Genomic DNA, 14,584 nt, shown 5'->3' with positions numbered 1-14,584 from the left:
GTCATACTGAATAGGAGCGATTATGCAAGAGGCCAATATTGTGGATATTACCCCGTTTTTAGCAAAGCATCAGCTACCCCTTAAATACCAATATTTAAGTGAGCAGTATTTTGCTCCGTTAGCAGAAGATATTCTTCGTTTGAAACCAACAGAGCGGCCCATGCTGGTGGCCATAAATGGTTGTCAAGGTTCAGGAAAATCTACTTTAGCTGACTTTTTAGTTACCTGGTTTAATTGTAATACTACGTTTAACAGTGTTGCAGTATCGATAGATGATTTTTATCACAGCCGCGATCATCGCTTACAACTAGCGAAAGATGTTCATCCTTTATTTGCCACTCGTGGGGTGCCAGGTACACACGATACAGCCTTAATGAAACACACTTTTAGTGAATTATTACAAGGTAAAGCCGGTGTTTCATTACCCAAGTTTGATAAGCAAACAGATGACCCGGTTGAAAAATCATTATGGCCTGTCACTGAGCATGCTGTTGATATCATCATTTTTGAAGGTTGGTGTGTTGGCAGCGAAGCGCAGCAGCCTTATCAACTACACCAGTGCGTGAATCAATTAGAGGAACATGAAGACCCTGAAGGAATTTGGCGACGCTGTGTGAACAGCTGTTTAGCCAATGAGTACCAAGATGTATTCGCAATGATTGATTACACGGTGATGCTAAAAGCGCCATCATTTGCAGATGTGTATGGCTGGCGGTTAGAGCAAGAACAAAAGTTATTAAATAAAAAAGGAGCGGGTAAAGGCACGTTTGATGAGCAGCAATTAGTACGTTTTATCTCTCACTTTGAACGTATTACCCGAGAAAATCTCAACCAGTTACCAGATCATGCAGATGCATTACTGACATTAGATGAATCACGTGATATTGCGTCGATGAAATTACGCGCCGATGACACATCGATGCCGCTTATTTTTACTGATTTAGACGGCACATTACTGGATCATAATGATTACCACTGTGATGAAATAAAACCATTTTTAACTGAATTAACGACTGCTGGTATTACTGTGGTCTTTAATACCAGTAAAACCTTTGCCGAGGTTAATGCATTACAAAAATCATTAGGGCATAACCAACCTTTTATAATTGAAAACGGCGCCGCAGTTTACATTCCTAAATTTTACTTTGATCTCAAACCAATAGGATGTGAAGAACTGGATGAGCATTGGCGTTATGCATTATCACCCAGTAGTAAGCAATTACAGCAAGAGCTTGAAACACATGCTCATGAGTTTAGTGCTTATTATCGTTTGTTTAGCCAGCTATCTGCACAAGAGGTGAGTCAAATCACAGGCTTGAGTGTTGAACAAAGTGAACTTGCTCGTATCCGAGAGTATTCTGATCCATTATTTTGGCAAGGCACAGAGCAGCAATTACTGGATTTTTTAGACGTAATAAAGCCACTAGGTTATGAGGTATTAATAGGCGGGCGCTTTATCCACCTGAACCGCGGAACTAATAAAGGCATAGCCCAAAATTGGTTACTTAATCAATTTAAACAGCATTACCGTTACTCTTTTACCACCATTGCATTGGGCGATAGTCAAAACGATATGGCAATGCTCGATGAAGCTGATATTGCAATTTTAATCAATAACCCTGCAAGTAAAGCAAAAGCCAAGTTAGCGCAAAAACCTTGGTTACTCAGTGAACATCCCGCACCACAGGGATGGATCGACGAAGTGTCCGATTTAAGTGTTATCAAAGCGCAACTAGCGTGCAAACAGGAGCAATCACATGGCTGATTTTTACCAAAATGGCATCATAACAACATTACATAATATTGCTGATCGACCGCTTGAAGATCTAGAAGCTGAACTGCTTAGTTTTTCAAAGCAGCGGCCAATGGGTTTGATCTTACCCTCACTTTACAGTGAGCTTGAAGGCTCAGCGCTACAAAATATCGTTAAAGAACTAAAACATGTGCCTTATTTATCACAAATTACGATTGGATTAGATAGAGCCGATGAAAGCCAGTATCGCCATGCGTTGCAATTTTTTGCTGAACTTGGCCAACATCACCGGGTTTTATGGAATGAAGGGCCGCGTTTGCAAGCGCTTGATAAAGAATTGCAAACGCTAGGCGTTGCACCACGAGAGCTTGGTAAAGGGCGCAATGTTTGGTATTGCATGGGTTATAAATTAGCGACCGCAAAAGTTGAGTCTATCGCCTTGCATGATTGTGATATTTTAACGTATGACCGCAGTTTATTAGCACGGTTAATTTATCCCGTAGCCCATCCACGTTTTAACTATGAGTTTTGTAAAGGTTTTTACCCGCGCACTGCAGATGGGAAAATTAATGGTCGTGTTTCACGCTTATTAGTAACACCGCTTTTACGCTCCTTTAAAACCATTTTAGGCAGCACTGATTACTTAGAATACATGGATTCGTTTAGATACCCATTGGCAGGTGAGTTTTCGTTTCGTCGCGACGTATTAAACGATATTCGCATTCCTAGCGATTGGGGCTTAGAAATTGGCGTACTGTCTGAAATGTATCGTAACTATTCGCACAATCGCTTATGCCAAGTTGATATTGCAGATAACTATGACCATAAACACCAAGCATTGTCACTGGACAATCAAGCGGCTGGTTTATCAAAAATGTCGATTGATATCACCAAAGCGCTGTTTCGTAAGTTAGCGACACAAGGGGTGACGTTTACCACGGAAACCATTCGCTCACTTAAAGCAACGTATTATCGTATCGCGTTGGATTTTATCGAAACCTACCATAACGATGCGATGATGAATGGTTTAAAACTCGATATTCATCAAGAAGAAAAAGCGGTGGAAATGTTTGCGCAAAATATCATGAATGCGGGCGAGCACTTTTTACAGCACCCAATGGAAGCGCCATTTGTGCCAAGTTGGAACCGTGTTGCATCAGCAATGCCAGATGTGTTTGCGCGCTTAGAAGAAGCGGTAGAGCTTGATAATAAAGAATTTTCATAACGATATTAGAGCAGAAAAGACGGATAAATAATAAAAACTTTTATAAACAACGGGGTAGGGTAATGAGTAAGGCGTTATTTGAGCAGCGGGTTGAACAACACCTAACCAGTATATATGAGAGCGTTGACTTATGTATGAGTATTGATGCGCTCGCAAGCATGTTGATCACCACCATGTTAAGGGATGACCCTGTTCGCGACCCAACGCCCCATAAAAATCGTTGGGATCAGCAAGATGTTATTTTGATTGCTTATGGCGATTCAATTATGCGTTATCGCGATGCTGAACAGGCGGTTGCCGTGCCAAGTGAACCCCCGTTACATACTTTACACCGATTTATGAAAAACCAATGCGCGGGAACGATTAACGCGTTGCATATTTTACCATTTTACCCCTATAGCTCCGATGAGGGATTTTCGGTAATGAACTACGTGCAAGTGAATGAATCGCTAGGCAGTTGGGATGATATTCAAGGGATTGCTCAAGATGTTAAGCTCATGGCTGATTTAGTGATCAATCATTGTTCTAGTCGCAGCCGTTGGTTTGAAAACTTTATTCAAGGCAAAGAACCTGGACTCAGCTACTTTAAAACAGCCAGTTTAAATGACGATTTATCTCAGGTAGTTAGACCAAGAACATCGCCGTTACTTAATACAGTGCAAACGGCGCTAGGGGAGCGCCATGTTTGGTGCACATTTAGCCCTGATCAAGTTGATTTAGACTTTGCCAACCCATTAGTACTTAATGAGTTTGTCGGTATTATTCGTCACTATCTTGATAACGGTGTAAAAATATTCCGCCTCGATGCAGTGGCATTTTTGTGGAAAGAGCTCAATACCTCATGCATTAACTTAGCGCAAACACATGAAGTGATCCGCCTATTACGGACACTGATCGAGCATGTAGAGCCAAGTGCAATTATAATCACTGAAACAAACATCCCAAATCGTGAAAATTTATCCTACTTTGGTAACGCCAATGAAGCGCATTGTATTTATAACTTTTCACTGCCTCCTTTGTTATTACATACTTTGCTCAGTGGAGACAGTAAAGCACTCAAGCATTGGATGATGAGCATGCCTCCTGCGCAAAATGGCACTGCCTACTTTAATTTTATTGCTTCTCACGATGGAATTGGCTTGCGTCCAGCTGAAGGGCTGCTCGACGAGGATGAGCTAGGGCAAATGGTTAATACGGTTAGTCGCTTTGGCGGAAAAGTTTCCATGCGCACTGCCAATAATGGCACCAGCTCACCCTATGAACTGAATATTGCGCTATTTGATGCTTTACAAGGCACACATAAAGGTGTGGATAAGTGGGGGTTACAGCGTTTTACCTGTGCTCACGCTATTATGTTTGCTCTTGAAGGTATTCCAGGACTTTATATTCACAGCTTACTGGGCACCACCAATGATTATGAGCGCTTTGAAAATAGTCAGCATAACCGCTGTATTAATCGTCATCGCTGGCAAGAGTCTGCATTGCTAGAAAAGCTTGCTGATCAATCAAGTCATCATTATCACGTGTTTACTCAAATTAATAACTTACTAGCTATTCGTAAACAGCAAGATGCCTTTCACCCAAATGCCACGCAATTTACCTTGCATTTGACAGGCGCTTTATTTGGTTTTTGGCGTCAAAGCATAGACCGTAGGCAAAGTGTTTTTTGTGTTTATAACATTAGTGATGAACCGCAGACTTTGCTGTTCGCGGATCTGAATTTAATTGATACCGAGCAGTGGTTTGAACTTATTTCAGCACAGGAGATAAATCAGGGGCAACAAAGTATTGAACTTGCACCTTATCAGCCACTTTGGTTATCGAATAGAGAATAGTGAGCGAGTTTAGTAAAAACGGCACAGTTACTGTAAAGGGCTGTAAATCCCCTTTACAGTGTTATTTATTAAGGGCTTTAGCGAGGTTATCTACTGTAAATGGCTGTGGTTCTGTGGCCATTTTACTAAATTGAGTAAAATCAATGTCAGCCAAATCAGTTTCATTTATGTGCTTTACAAGTTTTGCGTTTTCAGCCTTAAGGTTATTGAAGATGGCCAACGATGAATGATTTAGCGAAGTTCGAGCTTTTTCATCATGATGATCAGTAATATTAATGAGTGCATAGGCGCCTAATAACACATGGCCACCCAATGTTATATCTAACGCTTCGGTACCTTTTGGTACAGCGTCCCAATTCATCCCACCAACAATGACCTTATGTGCACTATTGCGCGCTTGTAATGCTCTTTTTGCACCAAACCCAATAGCATCATTGGCGCACCATATAATATTGATCTCAGGAGCAAACTCCATAAATGCTAAGGTTTTTGTGTAACTTTCCTGTTCAGACCAATTGGCAACCTCTTTTCCTATAAAGTGTATATCTTCATGTTGCTCAACAAATTCATCTAAGCCTGCTACACGCTCTATAGATGCGGGTGTTGTATAATTGCCAATAAGCGCGAGTATATTAGCAGGTTGAGTAGAAGTTGTTTTGTGTTTAATAAGTAACTGTTGTGCAAGCGTTTTCCCTGCAGCATAATTATCCGGTATAACGCTGCCAATAATATTAACGCCATCACGTTGTAACGATATAAATTTTCCGATAGCAGGTCGGCTATATAAAAAATAAATAGGGATATTTCTAGTATTTAATTTTGCTAAGTATTTACTGACAACGCTTTTTTCATCGACCACAATTAAATAATCAGGATTGTCTTTAATGGCCTGCCTGATAAGCTCTTTCATCAAAATATGATTACGATTCGCGTATTTTATGTGCAAGTTTATATCTAAGTCATCCGCCGCATTGAGCATAATTTTAGACACTTTGAACCAAAAGTTACCGGTTGTATTTATTTCAGCAGATGAGTCTGCAAACCCAGGATTTACAAAGGTAATGTTTAATTTGGCAAAGCTAGAAGGGCTAATTATTAAACACAACAAGAAAATCAGAAATTGTTTTTTTAATCTTCGCATTCGTTCTAAACCCAAAACACATCACATCGACAAAAACGGATTCTAACACAAAATTAATTTTCACCACACTTAGAGTAAGGTTATATTCATAGCTGCTGGAGTGTATAATGATTTTTCATCTTTTTTGAGCTGTAACTGTTAGGATTATTATGAAAGTATTTTTGTGCCTTGTGGCACTGTTTTGCGCCCCGAGTATATTTGCTAGCGACGATTTTGACCTTGAAGCTCATATGAAAAACATGGGCCTTGCTTATAAACACAGTGTCGAAGCAACTCAACTACCTGAATTTAATACTGCGATCGATGAGTTTATTACCTTGGTTAAACGTAGCAAATCCGCGACTTTTCACAAACAAGCCGAGCAGTCACTGCAAGGTTTGGATAAAGTGATCGCAAAAGCTGAATTAGCTAAAAAATTAGCTAATGAAAAAGGTTTAACGGCAGCTAAAGGGCCATTAAAAGCCATTGATGGTTTACGTAAGCAATATCATAAATTGCATGAGCCGCCAGGTTTTTGGGAATTGTTATTTGGTAAGTAATGTACTGTGTGCGCCTAACAATAGGCGCACATTGTCACATCAGTGATTTATTTCCTGCCTTTCTTTTTCATTCCTTGTACTGCTTTAAAACGTGGATTGTCTTTGCAGATCACAAATACGCGACCTTTACGTTTGACGATTTGACAACCAGGACGGTTTTTTGCACTTTTTAATGAGCTCAGTACTTTCATATTTATTTGCTCCCCAAGTTTTTAAAGCGACGATTAAAGGCGGCAACTCGACCATCTGTAGATACTGATTTTTGTTTGCCGGTATAAAATGGATGCGAATCACTTGAAACATCGATAGGGACGTAAGGGTAAGTTTTACCATCAAGCTCAATGGTGCGATCTGTTTTAATGGTTGAGCCAATAATAAAGTAGCTATCGGCAGCCGTGTCATGAAAGGCCACTGTTTGGTAATCGGGGTGAATATTAGGTTTCATAAAAAGCCTTTTACTGTATATTTACGTTATGTGATATTATAACGATAATTTAAAGCAAATAGGAATTCTTTGCAAATACTATTTTGAGCCAACAGAAAAATAGTAAAGATGATGCTAATTTGTGCAACTTAGCTAAAAAAACAGCAGTCAGTTCAAAAAAACTAGCTATTGATAATTAGCCTGTTATAAATAACTTGTAACCGGGTTAAGGAATCAAATAATCATGAATGAAACCACTCAAGAACATACCACTGAACAACGCCAAGAAATTGATCAAGGTGTGATGGAAACGCTACGCACACGCGACCACAGTGTGTTGGCACAACAAATAGATCCGTTAAGTTGCACACATAACGATATTGTGGAATTACTTGCGCAATATTTAGCATTAAGTGAACAAGACGATGATGACGTATTTGATACGTGGTTTGATGGTCTAAATAAAGCACAGCATACGGTACTAAAGGTGTTTGAAGTGTATCGCGGCCAGTTTGAACATCAAGAGTAATTTATTTGCTAACTAGATAAATTTGCTGAGTCAATTTAGAGTATGCAATTTTCACTCTTTGCTTATCAAGCAGGGCATAGGCAACTGTGCTGTTTAGACTACTTTACGATAGCTTGACACTAATCAAATAAGCATTTCATTGAACATCAAGTACTTATAGACTTGTGAAAAAATTAACGTAGAATCATCTTAAAAAGGATGATTCATTAATGAAAAAAATAACAACGTTTTGCATGGCGGCAAGCATGTCTATACTCTTTGCCAACTCCTCTGTTATCGCGGCTTCTGCGCCAGCTGATGTAACAACAACTACGCAAAGTACTGAAGGTAAAATTATTTGGGCTGACTTGTATACCGGTAATGTACAAGCATCGTTAGATTTTTACACCACCACTTTTGGTTGGACTGAGCAGCACTTTGGCGACGCTGATGCGCGTTATCACCTACTTTATGACGGCAAACAACCCATTGCAGGGGTGATCAAACGCCCAACAGAGCGTAATCAAACAGAAAGTGCGCTGTGGATAGGTAGCGTTGGTACAGACAATGTACAAGTAAATGTTGATAAAGCGGCTGCCAATAATGCCACTGTGATATTTAAACCACATGACTTTGCCTTATATGGCAAACGTGCCGTAATCGCGGATCCACAAGGCGGCATTATTGCCTTTCTTGATTTAGATGAACAAAACCAAGCTCACCAAAATATAAGTAATAAATGGGATTGGGCGCAACTATTTAGTATTGATACTCAAAAAGCAGCTGATTTTTATCAAGCAGCCTTTGATTTTAGTGTAGAAAAAATTGCCAATACAGCCAACAGTTTTTACCTTGTTAAGCAACAAGCAGTCCAAGCCAGCATTGTTAATTTACTAGCAGAATTTGAACAACGTGATCGTTGGGTCAATTTTGTCACAGTGCGCAATTTAGCTCAGACACTCAGCAAAGCAACACAAAACGGTGCTGAGATTATTTATCAGCCAACCGGTGCAGCCCTTGCCATTATTGCCGATCCTAATGGTGCGCTTTTAGGTCTTACTGAACAGGAAGGTGAATAATGAAATTATTTAAAATAGCGATCACCGCGTTGTCACTGGCGTTTTTAACAATTGGCATATCAGGCTGCGAAAACACTCAAGTGAGTGGCTCTGTCAGTTATGGTGTAGGTTACGGAGCAGGCTATGGATACCCTATGTATTATGGTGCAGGTTACCCGCGCTATAATAACGTAACGGTCGTAAGACCTCCACGTAATACAAGGCCGAGACCGACAACAAGACCACAACCCCGTCGCCGTTAAATACCATTGTAATAACTATCTATATAGCCTCATTTGAGGCTTTTTTAATATGCTTTGATAACCCTCACAAGCAGGCCTGACTGCAAACCTCAAAAAAAAGTTGTCGTTTTTTCGCCGCATGACAGTTCTATTGTTAATGGACGAAGCACACCATTACTTCCTGTCTATAAAAGGCTGGAATGTGCCATGAGCGGTCATTCAAAAAATAAATGGCAAAAGGCAAGACGCGACCCCATGTTCCGCGGGCTGATATCACGAAAGATTCAAGTCAATACAGCATTTTTTATACTTTTTGCCACTACCACAGCTGCATGGATCATTACGCCCCAGTTTACCTGCTTTCCGAATTCTAGATTTTTTTAAATCATTCGCTAAATCGTTTAACCTATCCATCTCCAAGCTTGGGATTTCATCTATCGATATATCACTCCATTCAACCTTTTCGAGTATGAATTCATCAGAATAGAATAACTCGATTACCAATCTAGTGGTATCATTTACAGCAAGCATGGCCGAACGAGAATGCTCTAAAACAAACTTTTCATTTCGAGGGAAACATGATTCCTGCCAGAAAAATACTGTTAACTTAACATCGCCATATAGTGAAAGTGGAAATGAACGTTGAGTTTCTCTTTGTTTCACTAACACTAAATCGATATTATCAATAATAGTTTTTCTACACTTTTCAGCACAGTCTAGTAAAAAGCTCGAAATACGAGTTCTACCTCTCTGTTGATTGGTGGATAATACTTTTATTATTTCCATTAAACGCATAGGCATTTTTTGGTTAAGTGGAGAAGCCAGCTCTGGGTCATTAAGCTTATCAGCAAAATAATTATCTACATCTAATCTATAACCGTGGAAATTAATCCTTGTTTCAGGTGTGTCTTTAAGACTATTTGCATAAGAAACATAATTATTATGTTTTAGGTACATTCCTAAATGATCGAGTTCATCATCAGTTTGAATCACTTCAGATAGAAATGAATTCATTCTCTGCTCTAAGAAGTGTAAAAATATAAGTGGGTTATTAAAAACGTCCGAATATACCCTTAGGTCATCAATAGATATAGACCATGTAGGGGTTTTACCCATTTCAATACCGATAGACTTCAAATGTTGTATCTGAGCTGCAATCTCAGTAAAGCTATCAAGAGTGACAGGTAAAATTGTTATTTTCCTGTAATCAGAATGAGAAAGAACACCAATTTCCTTATGATTTTCATCATAAATCGAAACAGACGGTTCACTAAACAAATAATCAACAAAGCGTTGTGCCTGCTGTGACGGGCTTAGGACTAATCCTTTTATTGATTTAATATAAGCAGGAAGATCATTTGCTGGGGAAGTATAAGTAAAAGCACCAGCTTTTACTTCAATAACAAATAAATGATCATCATAGCTAACCAATCCATCAGCTTCACACCACTCCATCCTACCTTTTTTACCAACACCTGATCGATAATAAACAGACCGATACTCTTGAGACCCCGAAATAAGTTTATTTAAGTATTTAAATGGGAGTTCTTCAGAAATGTTCTTTTGTTTCTCATTCCAGTCAGGCTTGTAAAGAGGAGCATGAGAAAATATAACTCTTTGCATAACCCTATAGAAATTGTCAAAAAGACTATTTAGATCGAAGCAATAATACCTACCATTTAACTTAACAAAAGGCTTTTTAAACACAGGCCATATTCTTAATGGCCAACCTCGATACTCACCTTCAGAAAAAAACTCTTTATCTTCGCCTCGACTGAAAGAGAGTGATGAAAGCAACTTCTCAGGAATATTAGTTACTTTAGCAACATCAAATAAATCAAGCCCCATTAACCGCCCGCAAATATCTTCATTGCGACTATCCCAGTTATTTTCATGAATAACTAATCTAAGGAGTTCTCCTAAGTTCTCTTCCTTCTCAATCTTTACTCCTTGTAAAATTCTATCTTCTGCACATGCCATAGTTTCTTTTTGAAACAACTGCATATCCTTAATTGCATTCCCCATGCCATACATTAATGAATCCTGTATTTTCATTAATTCAGAAATCAACTCCTTGGTACTTATTCCAAAATTTTCCTCAATTACACTTGAGTGAGTTAGCAAAAGGTCTGACAAATGAGCTTCTTGAAACTGATGGTATCGTTCACCACGAACATTGCACCAATACATTTGCGCTTTGAAATAGAACTCTTCTTCGTCCATGTCTATATCAGGGTTTAATGCTTTTCTTTTTGCAGTATGACAAATGTGGTAATTACAATTAATTAAATTAAATAGTTTTTCTACTGCGTTGTTTAATTCAATCCAATCACTTTCAGATACTTCCGTTTTTAATGTCGAATTCGGAGAGATTGATACAATAACACTCTGTAAGTAGTCGAGCATTCTTACTGATAGAACATTATCTGAACTGGTTTCAACTTCTGACTTTATCTCCATATGTTGCATAGACATTTCAGTCCACGCTCGCTGTAATATTTGTTCTGCGGGAAGCTCACTAACCATCAACGAAATTTTATCTACCAACTCATCAATCTGAATTACAATGTCATCAAAATCACCAGCTAATTTCTTCTGGAAGTCTACAAATTGATTTTCATTAAAACTAGACTGATAAATGGTTTTATCACCAAATCTAGCCATCTCTAAAGGTCCAGCTTGAAGATACTCATCTGGTTTTACTTGTTTATTTTTTTTCATGAGATGCTCACAGTTAGGGATTTAAGATGCCCGTATAACGCCGCGCTCTGCGGAAATTTATGAGCGCCAGCGAGTAAATTTTCCGTAGCAGTGCTTTGTTATGGCTCACTCTCGCACCCAATACAAAACAAGCGCTCCAAGGGGGGTCAAAACACCAGCTAAGAACAAAAATACAGCAACACTAAACACTTGGTACTTAATAAACGATACCCTAGAGTTGTTTACAGTTTGTTCACAAAAAGCCAGCTCTAATTGGGACTCTATATGCGAGTCCAACTCACTATATTGATTAAATAGCTCAAGGTACGTTCTTTTGCTGTACTTGCAAGCATGGCCAAAAAATAGGGGATTATCTCCTTCTTCTTTACTAGGCATTTTTATCCAGAATGGTGGATTTACCCTAGGTATAAAGGAAGTAAGTGATATAACTATCGCAGCAGCAACAAATATAGCGAAGGATGCCACATATAATGCAACTAAGGCGCTTTCCATTGAGAAGGACGAATAAAGTCTCAGCACTCCAAAAATTGTTGCACACCCTACGGCGACTAGAGCTCCATTTTTAGCCTCTGCAAACTTAAGCCAGTCAACTACTTGTTTAAGTGTGCTTTCAAGCAAATCTATTCTTTCTTTGTTCATAGCTAAATATTTTCCACCGCAGTTTTAATCACATTACCACCGTAAATATCACCACTATAATCTCTTACGTTAATGGATTTTTTTGAAAACCACCCGTTCTTTATCGAATCCGCATTTGGATTAGCTGACTTATAACCATCATAAACAGCTTTAGTCATTAGTATTGGACTATGTGATTCACTGTGAGAGATAGTGGTTTTAAAGAACGTATGAAAATGCTGATCTTTATGCCTTAGCATTCTAGAGCTTGTTTCCTCAAGGTCATTAATAAACTGTTCGTAGGGCTTAGATTGCCAATGCCAATCTCTTAAATACGGATAATAATTACCTTGATGAATCGCAGGGATTGAATAATTTTCAGTTTTATTGGCGAGATCTGTAAGTCGCGACGCTGTATTGGCTGGTTTCCCAAGCCATACTAGACTGCGGTAAAACTCCTTTTCGTCACCTTGCCTAATAGCACCAGACTTAGTTATGAGCATCTTGCCGTAATCAATGCCTATCCCAGCACTAAACTCAAATGATTTAATTCTATTATTTAGAATATGCTTACAAACGCTATTCATTAAAACTGCTGTATCTACAGCTTTTGTAAAACAGTCTTGCTTATCAAACACAACCATTACCCTATCGCCAATAATATTCCTTACGTGACCTCCGTAGTAACGAGCACATGCCAGCATTGTTCTTACGAAGCTGGAATACATTTTAGCTAGAGTTTTAGGCCTTCTCACAGCGCTAATTTTTGCAGAACCGCGAATATCGACGTATAAAACACAGCTCTCAAGGAGTTTACATTTTTTCTTTTGCGTATCGAGATTATCGTAAGTAATACTTGTGTCTGATAATGAAGGAACAAAGTTCGTTTCTATAATTTCAACTTCAAAACTAGACGAGTTTACTGCTTGGACCTCTTCATCTAGCTCTCTCAAAAAATCTATTAACGCCACAAAAATCCCTCAATAGCCATAACGCTTTGCCAAGGGGCAAATGCGAACGTTGTTGGGCGAAGCCCAGTGAGTATTTGTCCCAGCCGCGCTTTTTGCGGCGAACTTAGGCAACTTGTTATATGCCTTTACCAAAACTTCCACCACTTCTGTTGTGAAGCAAAATTTAAATTTTTTGCGTTGTCATAACACATGCCGCAAAGCAAACGAATATGAGCTAGTTCTTCGATTTCCTCACTCCAATCGCCGCCATTTACTTTTAACCTTTCTTCGCATTCAGAACACCATGCATCTGGTCTTGGATTTTCAGAATCATTTGCCCACCAAAAACCACGAGGAGTTACGTCGTGAAGTGACTCAACAATGTGATTACAAACAAATGTCGCCTGCTGTTTTCCGTGTTCACAACAGTCAACTTGCTTCTCGTTTGTCACGATACTTTCCTTGGCATATAACAGCTTATTGAGCACCATTGTGGTGGTTTATAACACACCAAAACGGCGTATATTACATACCATGATAATTTCACCAATAATTACCTTTGTAAACAAGTAATTAAAACAGCTAGAAATTAAGCATGTTATTTTGCCCCAAAACGGCGTTTAATAATGTTATTGGACAAAATTAGATTTCTACTCAAAACACAGGAATAAATTTAACTTTTTCAGTGTCTGCTTCTCGCTCAAAGTACTCATTCAGTAAGTTTGGTTACACTACTCTTAAAAATCACCACATTTCGATTACGTTTATGCGAAGCTGTGATGTGGCACTATTGTTTTACCTAGAACCTAGCCCCTATAACCTATAACCTTTTTTCTTCACTTAACCGACAAATCATATTTAAGCACCAGTGCATCGATATAGCGGCTACGTAGGGTTTGTTGTTTTTCATGCTCTGCGCCGTGGCTTAGTGCGCGATTTAATAGCTTCATGGCGGGGTGGAGCCGTGTGCGTTCATCTTGATTTAGACAGGCCTTGGTACGCAGCTCGGTGATGTCGTCAACGATTAGGCGACCAATATCAACAGCGACTATCTCGTCAATTAGACCGTTTTGCGTTAATGAACCGTATTTGCTGCATAAAAATTGTTGCCACACTTGTTGCAGGTGTTCTTCTATTTCACAGCCAAATAACTCGTCGCTAAATTCAAATCCTTGCTGGGCAAGTTTGCTTAGTGCGGTCATGTATTGCTGGGCAAAATAATCAAAGGCATGACTCGATGAAGTGATTTTTTGTTTGGCAAGCCCTTGCCCCCAGTTAACACAGCCTCTAGGGTAGTAGTCGTCGTATTCTTCACATTCATACAGGCCAGAAAATGAGCTGCAACTTAATTGATTTTTAATGCAATAGCTGGGTTTAGGGAATAATCCACTGTCTTGCCAGTGCAATAATGTATCTTCATCAATTGCTAGAGCCTGACACAACTCTTCGCTGTGATAAAAGTGGGTTGCTAAAAATCGTGATAAACGCATAAAAGTGCACTCAAAGTTAAAAAATAAAGATACTGTTTATTTATACAGTTATTTATTTTGGACTAAGCCACTTAACAACA

General features: G+C 39.0%; 15 protein-coding genes. 7 read left to right on the top strand and 8 right to left on the bottom strand.

Annotated features, from left to right (window positions below):
• Window positions 1-22: 22 nt before the first annotated feature.
• The 3 genes from V7783_RS08285 (at window position 23) to V7783_RS08275 (ending at window position 4,813) form a co-directional block, all read left to right on the top strand.
• Window positions 23-1,765 (top strand): HAD-IIB family hydrolase, encoded by a 1,743-nt coding sequence (locus tag V7783_RS08285; protein ID WP_335678321.1) that lies wholly within the window; start codon window positions 23-25, stop codon window positions 1,763-1,765.
• Window positions 1,758-2,978, top strand: coding sequence for a glycosyl transferase (locus tag V7783_RS08280; protein ID WP_335678320.1), 1,221 nt, complete (start codon window positions 1,758-1,760; stop codon window positions 2,976-2,978). Before V7783_RS08285 ends, V7783_RS08280 begins: the two co-directional genes overlap by 8 nt.
• 62 nt (window positions 2,979-3,040) lie before the next feature.
• Window positions 3,041-4,813 (top strand): sugar phosphorylase, encoded by a 1,773-nt coding sequence (locus V7783_RS08275; RefSeq protein WP_335678319.1) that lies wholly within the window; start codon window positions 3,041-3,043, stop codon window positions 4,811-4,813.
• Between the two features lie 61 nt (window positions 4,814-4,874).
• Here the strand turns inward: V7783_RS08275 and V7783_RS08270 are convergent, their stop codons facing one another.
• On the bottom strand, window positions 4,875-5,954 hold the full coding sequence (locus tag V7783_RS08270; RefSeq protein ID WP_335678318.1) for an ABC transporter substrate-binding protein: 1,080 nt from the start codon (window positions 5,952-5,954) through the stop codon (window positions 4,875-4,877).
• A 149-nt stretch (window positions 5,955-6,103) separates the two neighbouring features.
• Here V7783_RS08270 and V7783_RS08265 point away from each other — a divergent pair, with 149 nt between their 5' ends.
• Window positions 6,104-6,493, top strand: a complete 390-nt coding sequence (locus V7783_RS08265) for a cytochrome b562 (RefSeq protein WP_335678317.1) — start codon at window positions 6,104-6,106, stop codon at window positions 6,491-6,493.
• 47 nt (window positions 6,494-6,540) lie between these two features.
• Here the strand turns inward: V7783_RS08265 and ykgO are convergent, their stop codons facing one another.
• Both ykgO and V7783_RS08255 read right to left on the bottom strand, forming a co-directional pair.
• Window positions 6,541-6,684 carry a type B 50S ribosomal protein L36 gene (ykgO, locus tag V7783_RS08260; protein WP_149980141.1) on the bottom strand — a complete coding sequence of 48 codons (144 nt, stop codon included), beginning with the start codon at window positions 6,682-6,684 and terminating at the stop codon, window positions 6,541-6,543.
• A 2-nt stretch (window positions 6,685-6,686) separates the two neighbouring features.
• Window positions 6,687-6,938, bottom strand: coding sequence for a type B 50S ribosomal protein L31 (locus tag V7783_RS08255; RefSeq protein WP_335678316.1), 252 nt, complete (start codon window positions 6,936-6,938; stop codon window positions 6,687-6,689).
• A gap of 223 nt (window positions 6,939-7,161) precedes the next feature.
• Between V7783_RS08255 and V7783_RS08250 the strand changes: the two genes are divergently transcribed.
• The 3 genes from V7783_RS08250 (at window position 7,162) to V7783_RS08240 (ending at window position 8,746) form a co-directional block, all read left to right on the top strand.
• Window positions 7,162-7,446, top strand: a complete 285-nt coding sequence (locus V7783_RS08250; protein ID WP_335678315.1) for a hypothetical protein — start codon at window positions 7,162-7,164, stop codon at window positions 7,444-7,446.
• 209 nt (window positions 7,447-7,655) lie between these two features.
• Window positions 7,656-8,504: a VOC family protein gene (locus V7783_RS08245; protein WP_335678314.1), complete on the top strand. Its 849-nt coding sequence runs from the start codon at window positions 7,656-7,658 to the stop codon at window positions 8,502-8,504.
• Window positions 8,504-8,746 carry a hypothetical protein gene (locus V7783_RS08240; RefSeq protein WP_335678313.1) on the top strand — a complete coding sequence of 81 codons (243 nt, stop codon included), beginning with the start codon at window positions 8,504-8,506 and terminating at the stop codon, window positions 8,744-8,746. Before V7783_RS08245 ends, V7783_RS08240 begins: the two co-directional genes overlap by 1 nt.
• 252 nt (window positions 8,747-8,998) lie before the next feature.
• On the opposite strand, the gene V7783_RS08235 is transcribed toward V7783_RS08240, so the two are convergent.
• From V7783_RS08235 to V7783_RS08215, 5 genes are all read right to left on the bottom strand, one after another.
• Window positions 8,999-11,446: an SEC-C metal-binding domain-containing protein gene (locus V7783_RS08235; protein WP_335678312.1), complete on the bottom strand. Its 2,448-nt coding sequence runs from the start codon at window positions 11,444-11,446 to the stop codon at window positions 8,999-9,001.
• Between the two features lie 105 nt (window positions 11,447-11,551).
• A complete protein-coding gene (locus V7783_RS08230) occupies window positions 11,552-12,085 on the bottom strand; it encodes a Pycsar system effector family protein (protein WP_335678311.1) in 534 nt (177 codons plus the stop codon).
• 2 nt (window positions 12,086-12,087) lie between these two features.
• Window positions 12,088-13,035 (bottom strand): adenylate/guanylate cyclase domain-containing protein, encoded by a 948-nt coding sequence (locus V7783_RS08225; RefSeq protein ID WP_335678310.1) that lies wholly within the window; start codon window positions 13,033-13,035, stop codon window positions 12,088-12,090.
• A 125-nt stretch (window positions 13,036-13,160) separates the two neighbouring features.
• Window positions 13,161-13,466, bottom strand: a complete 306-nt coding sequence (locus V7783_RS08220) for a hypothetical protein (RefSeq protein WP_335678309.1) — start codon at window positions 13,464-13,466, stop codon at window positions 13,161-13,163.
• Window positions 13,467-13,850: 384 nt separating this feature from the next.
• A complete protein-coding gene (locus V7783_RS08215; protein WP_335678308.1) occupies window positions 13,851-14,504 on the bottom strand; it encodes a DUF6058 family natural product biosynthesis protein in 654 nt (217 codons plus the stop codon).
• Window positions 14,505-14,584 lie beyond the last annotated feature (80 nt).

Origin of the sequence: Pseudoalteromonas sp., assembly GCF_036960685.1 — a bacterium.
Lineage (GTDB): Bacteria > Pseudomonadota > Gammaproteobacteria > Enterobacterales > Alteromonadaceae > Pseudoalteromonas.
This window is presented reverse-complemented; position numbering and strand designations above follow the sequence as displayed.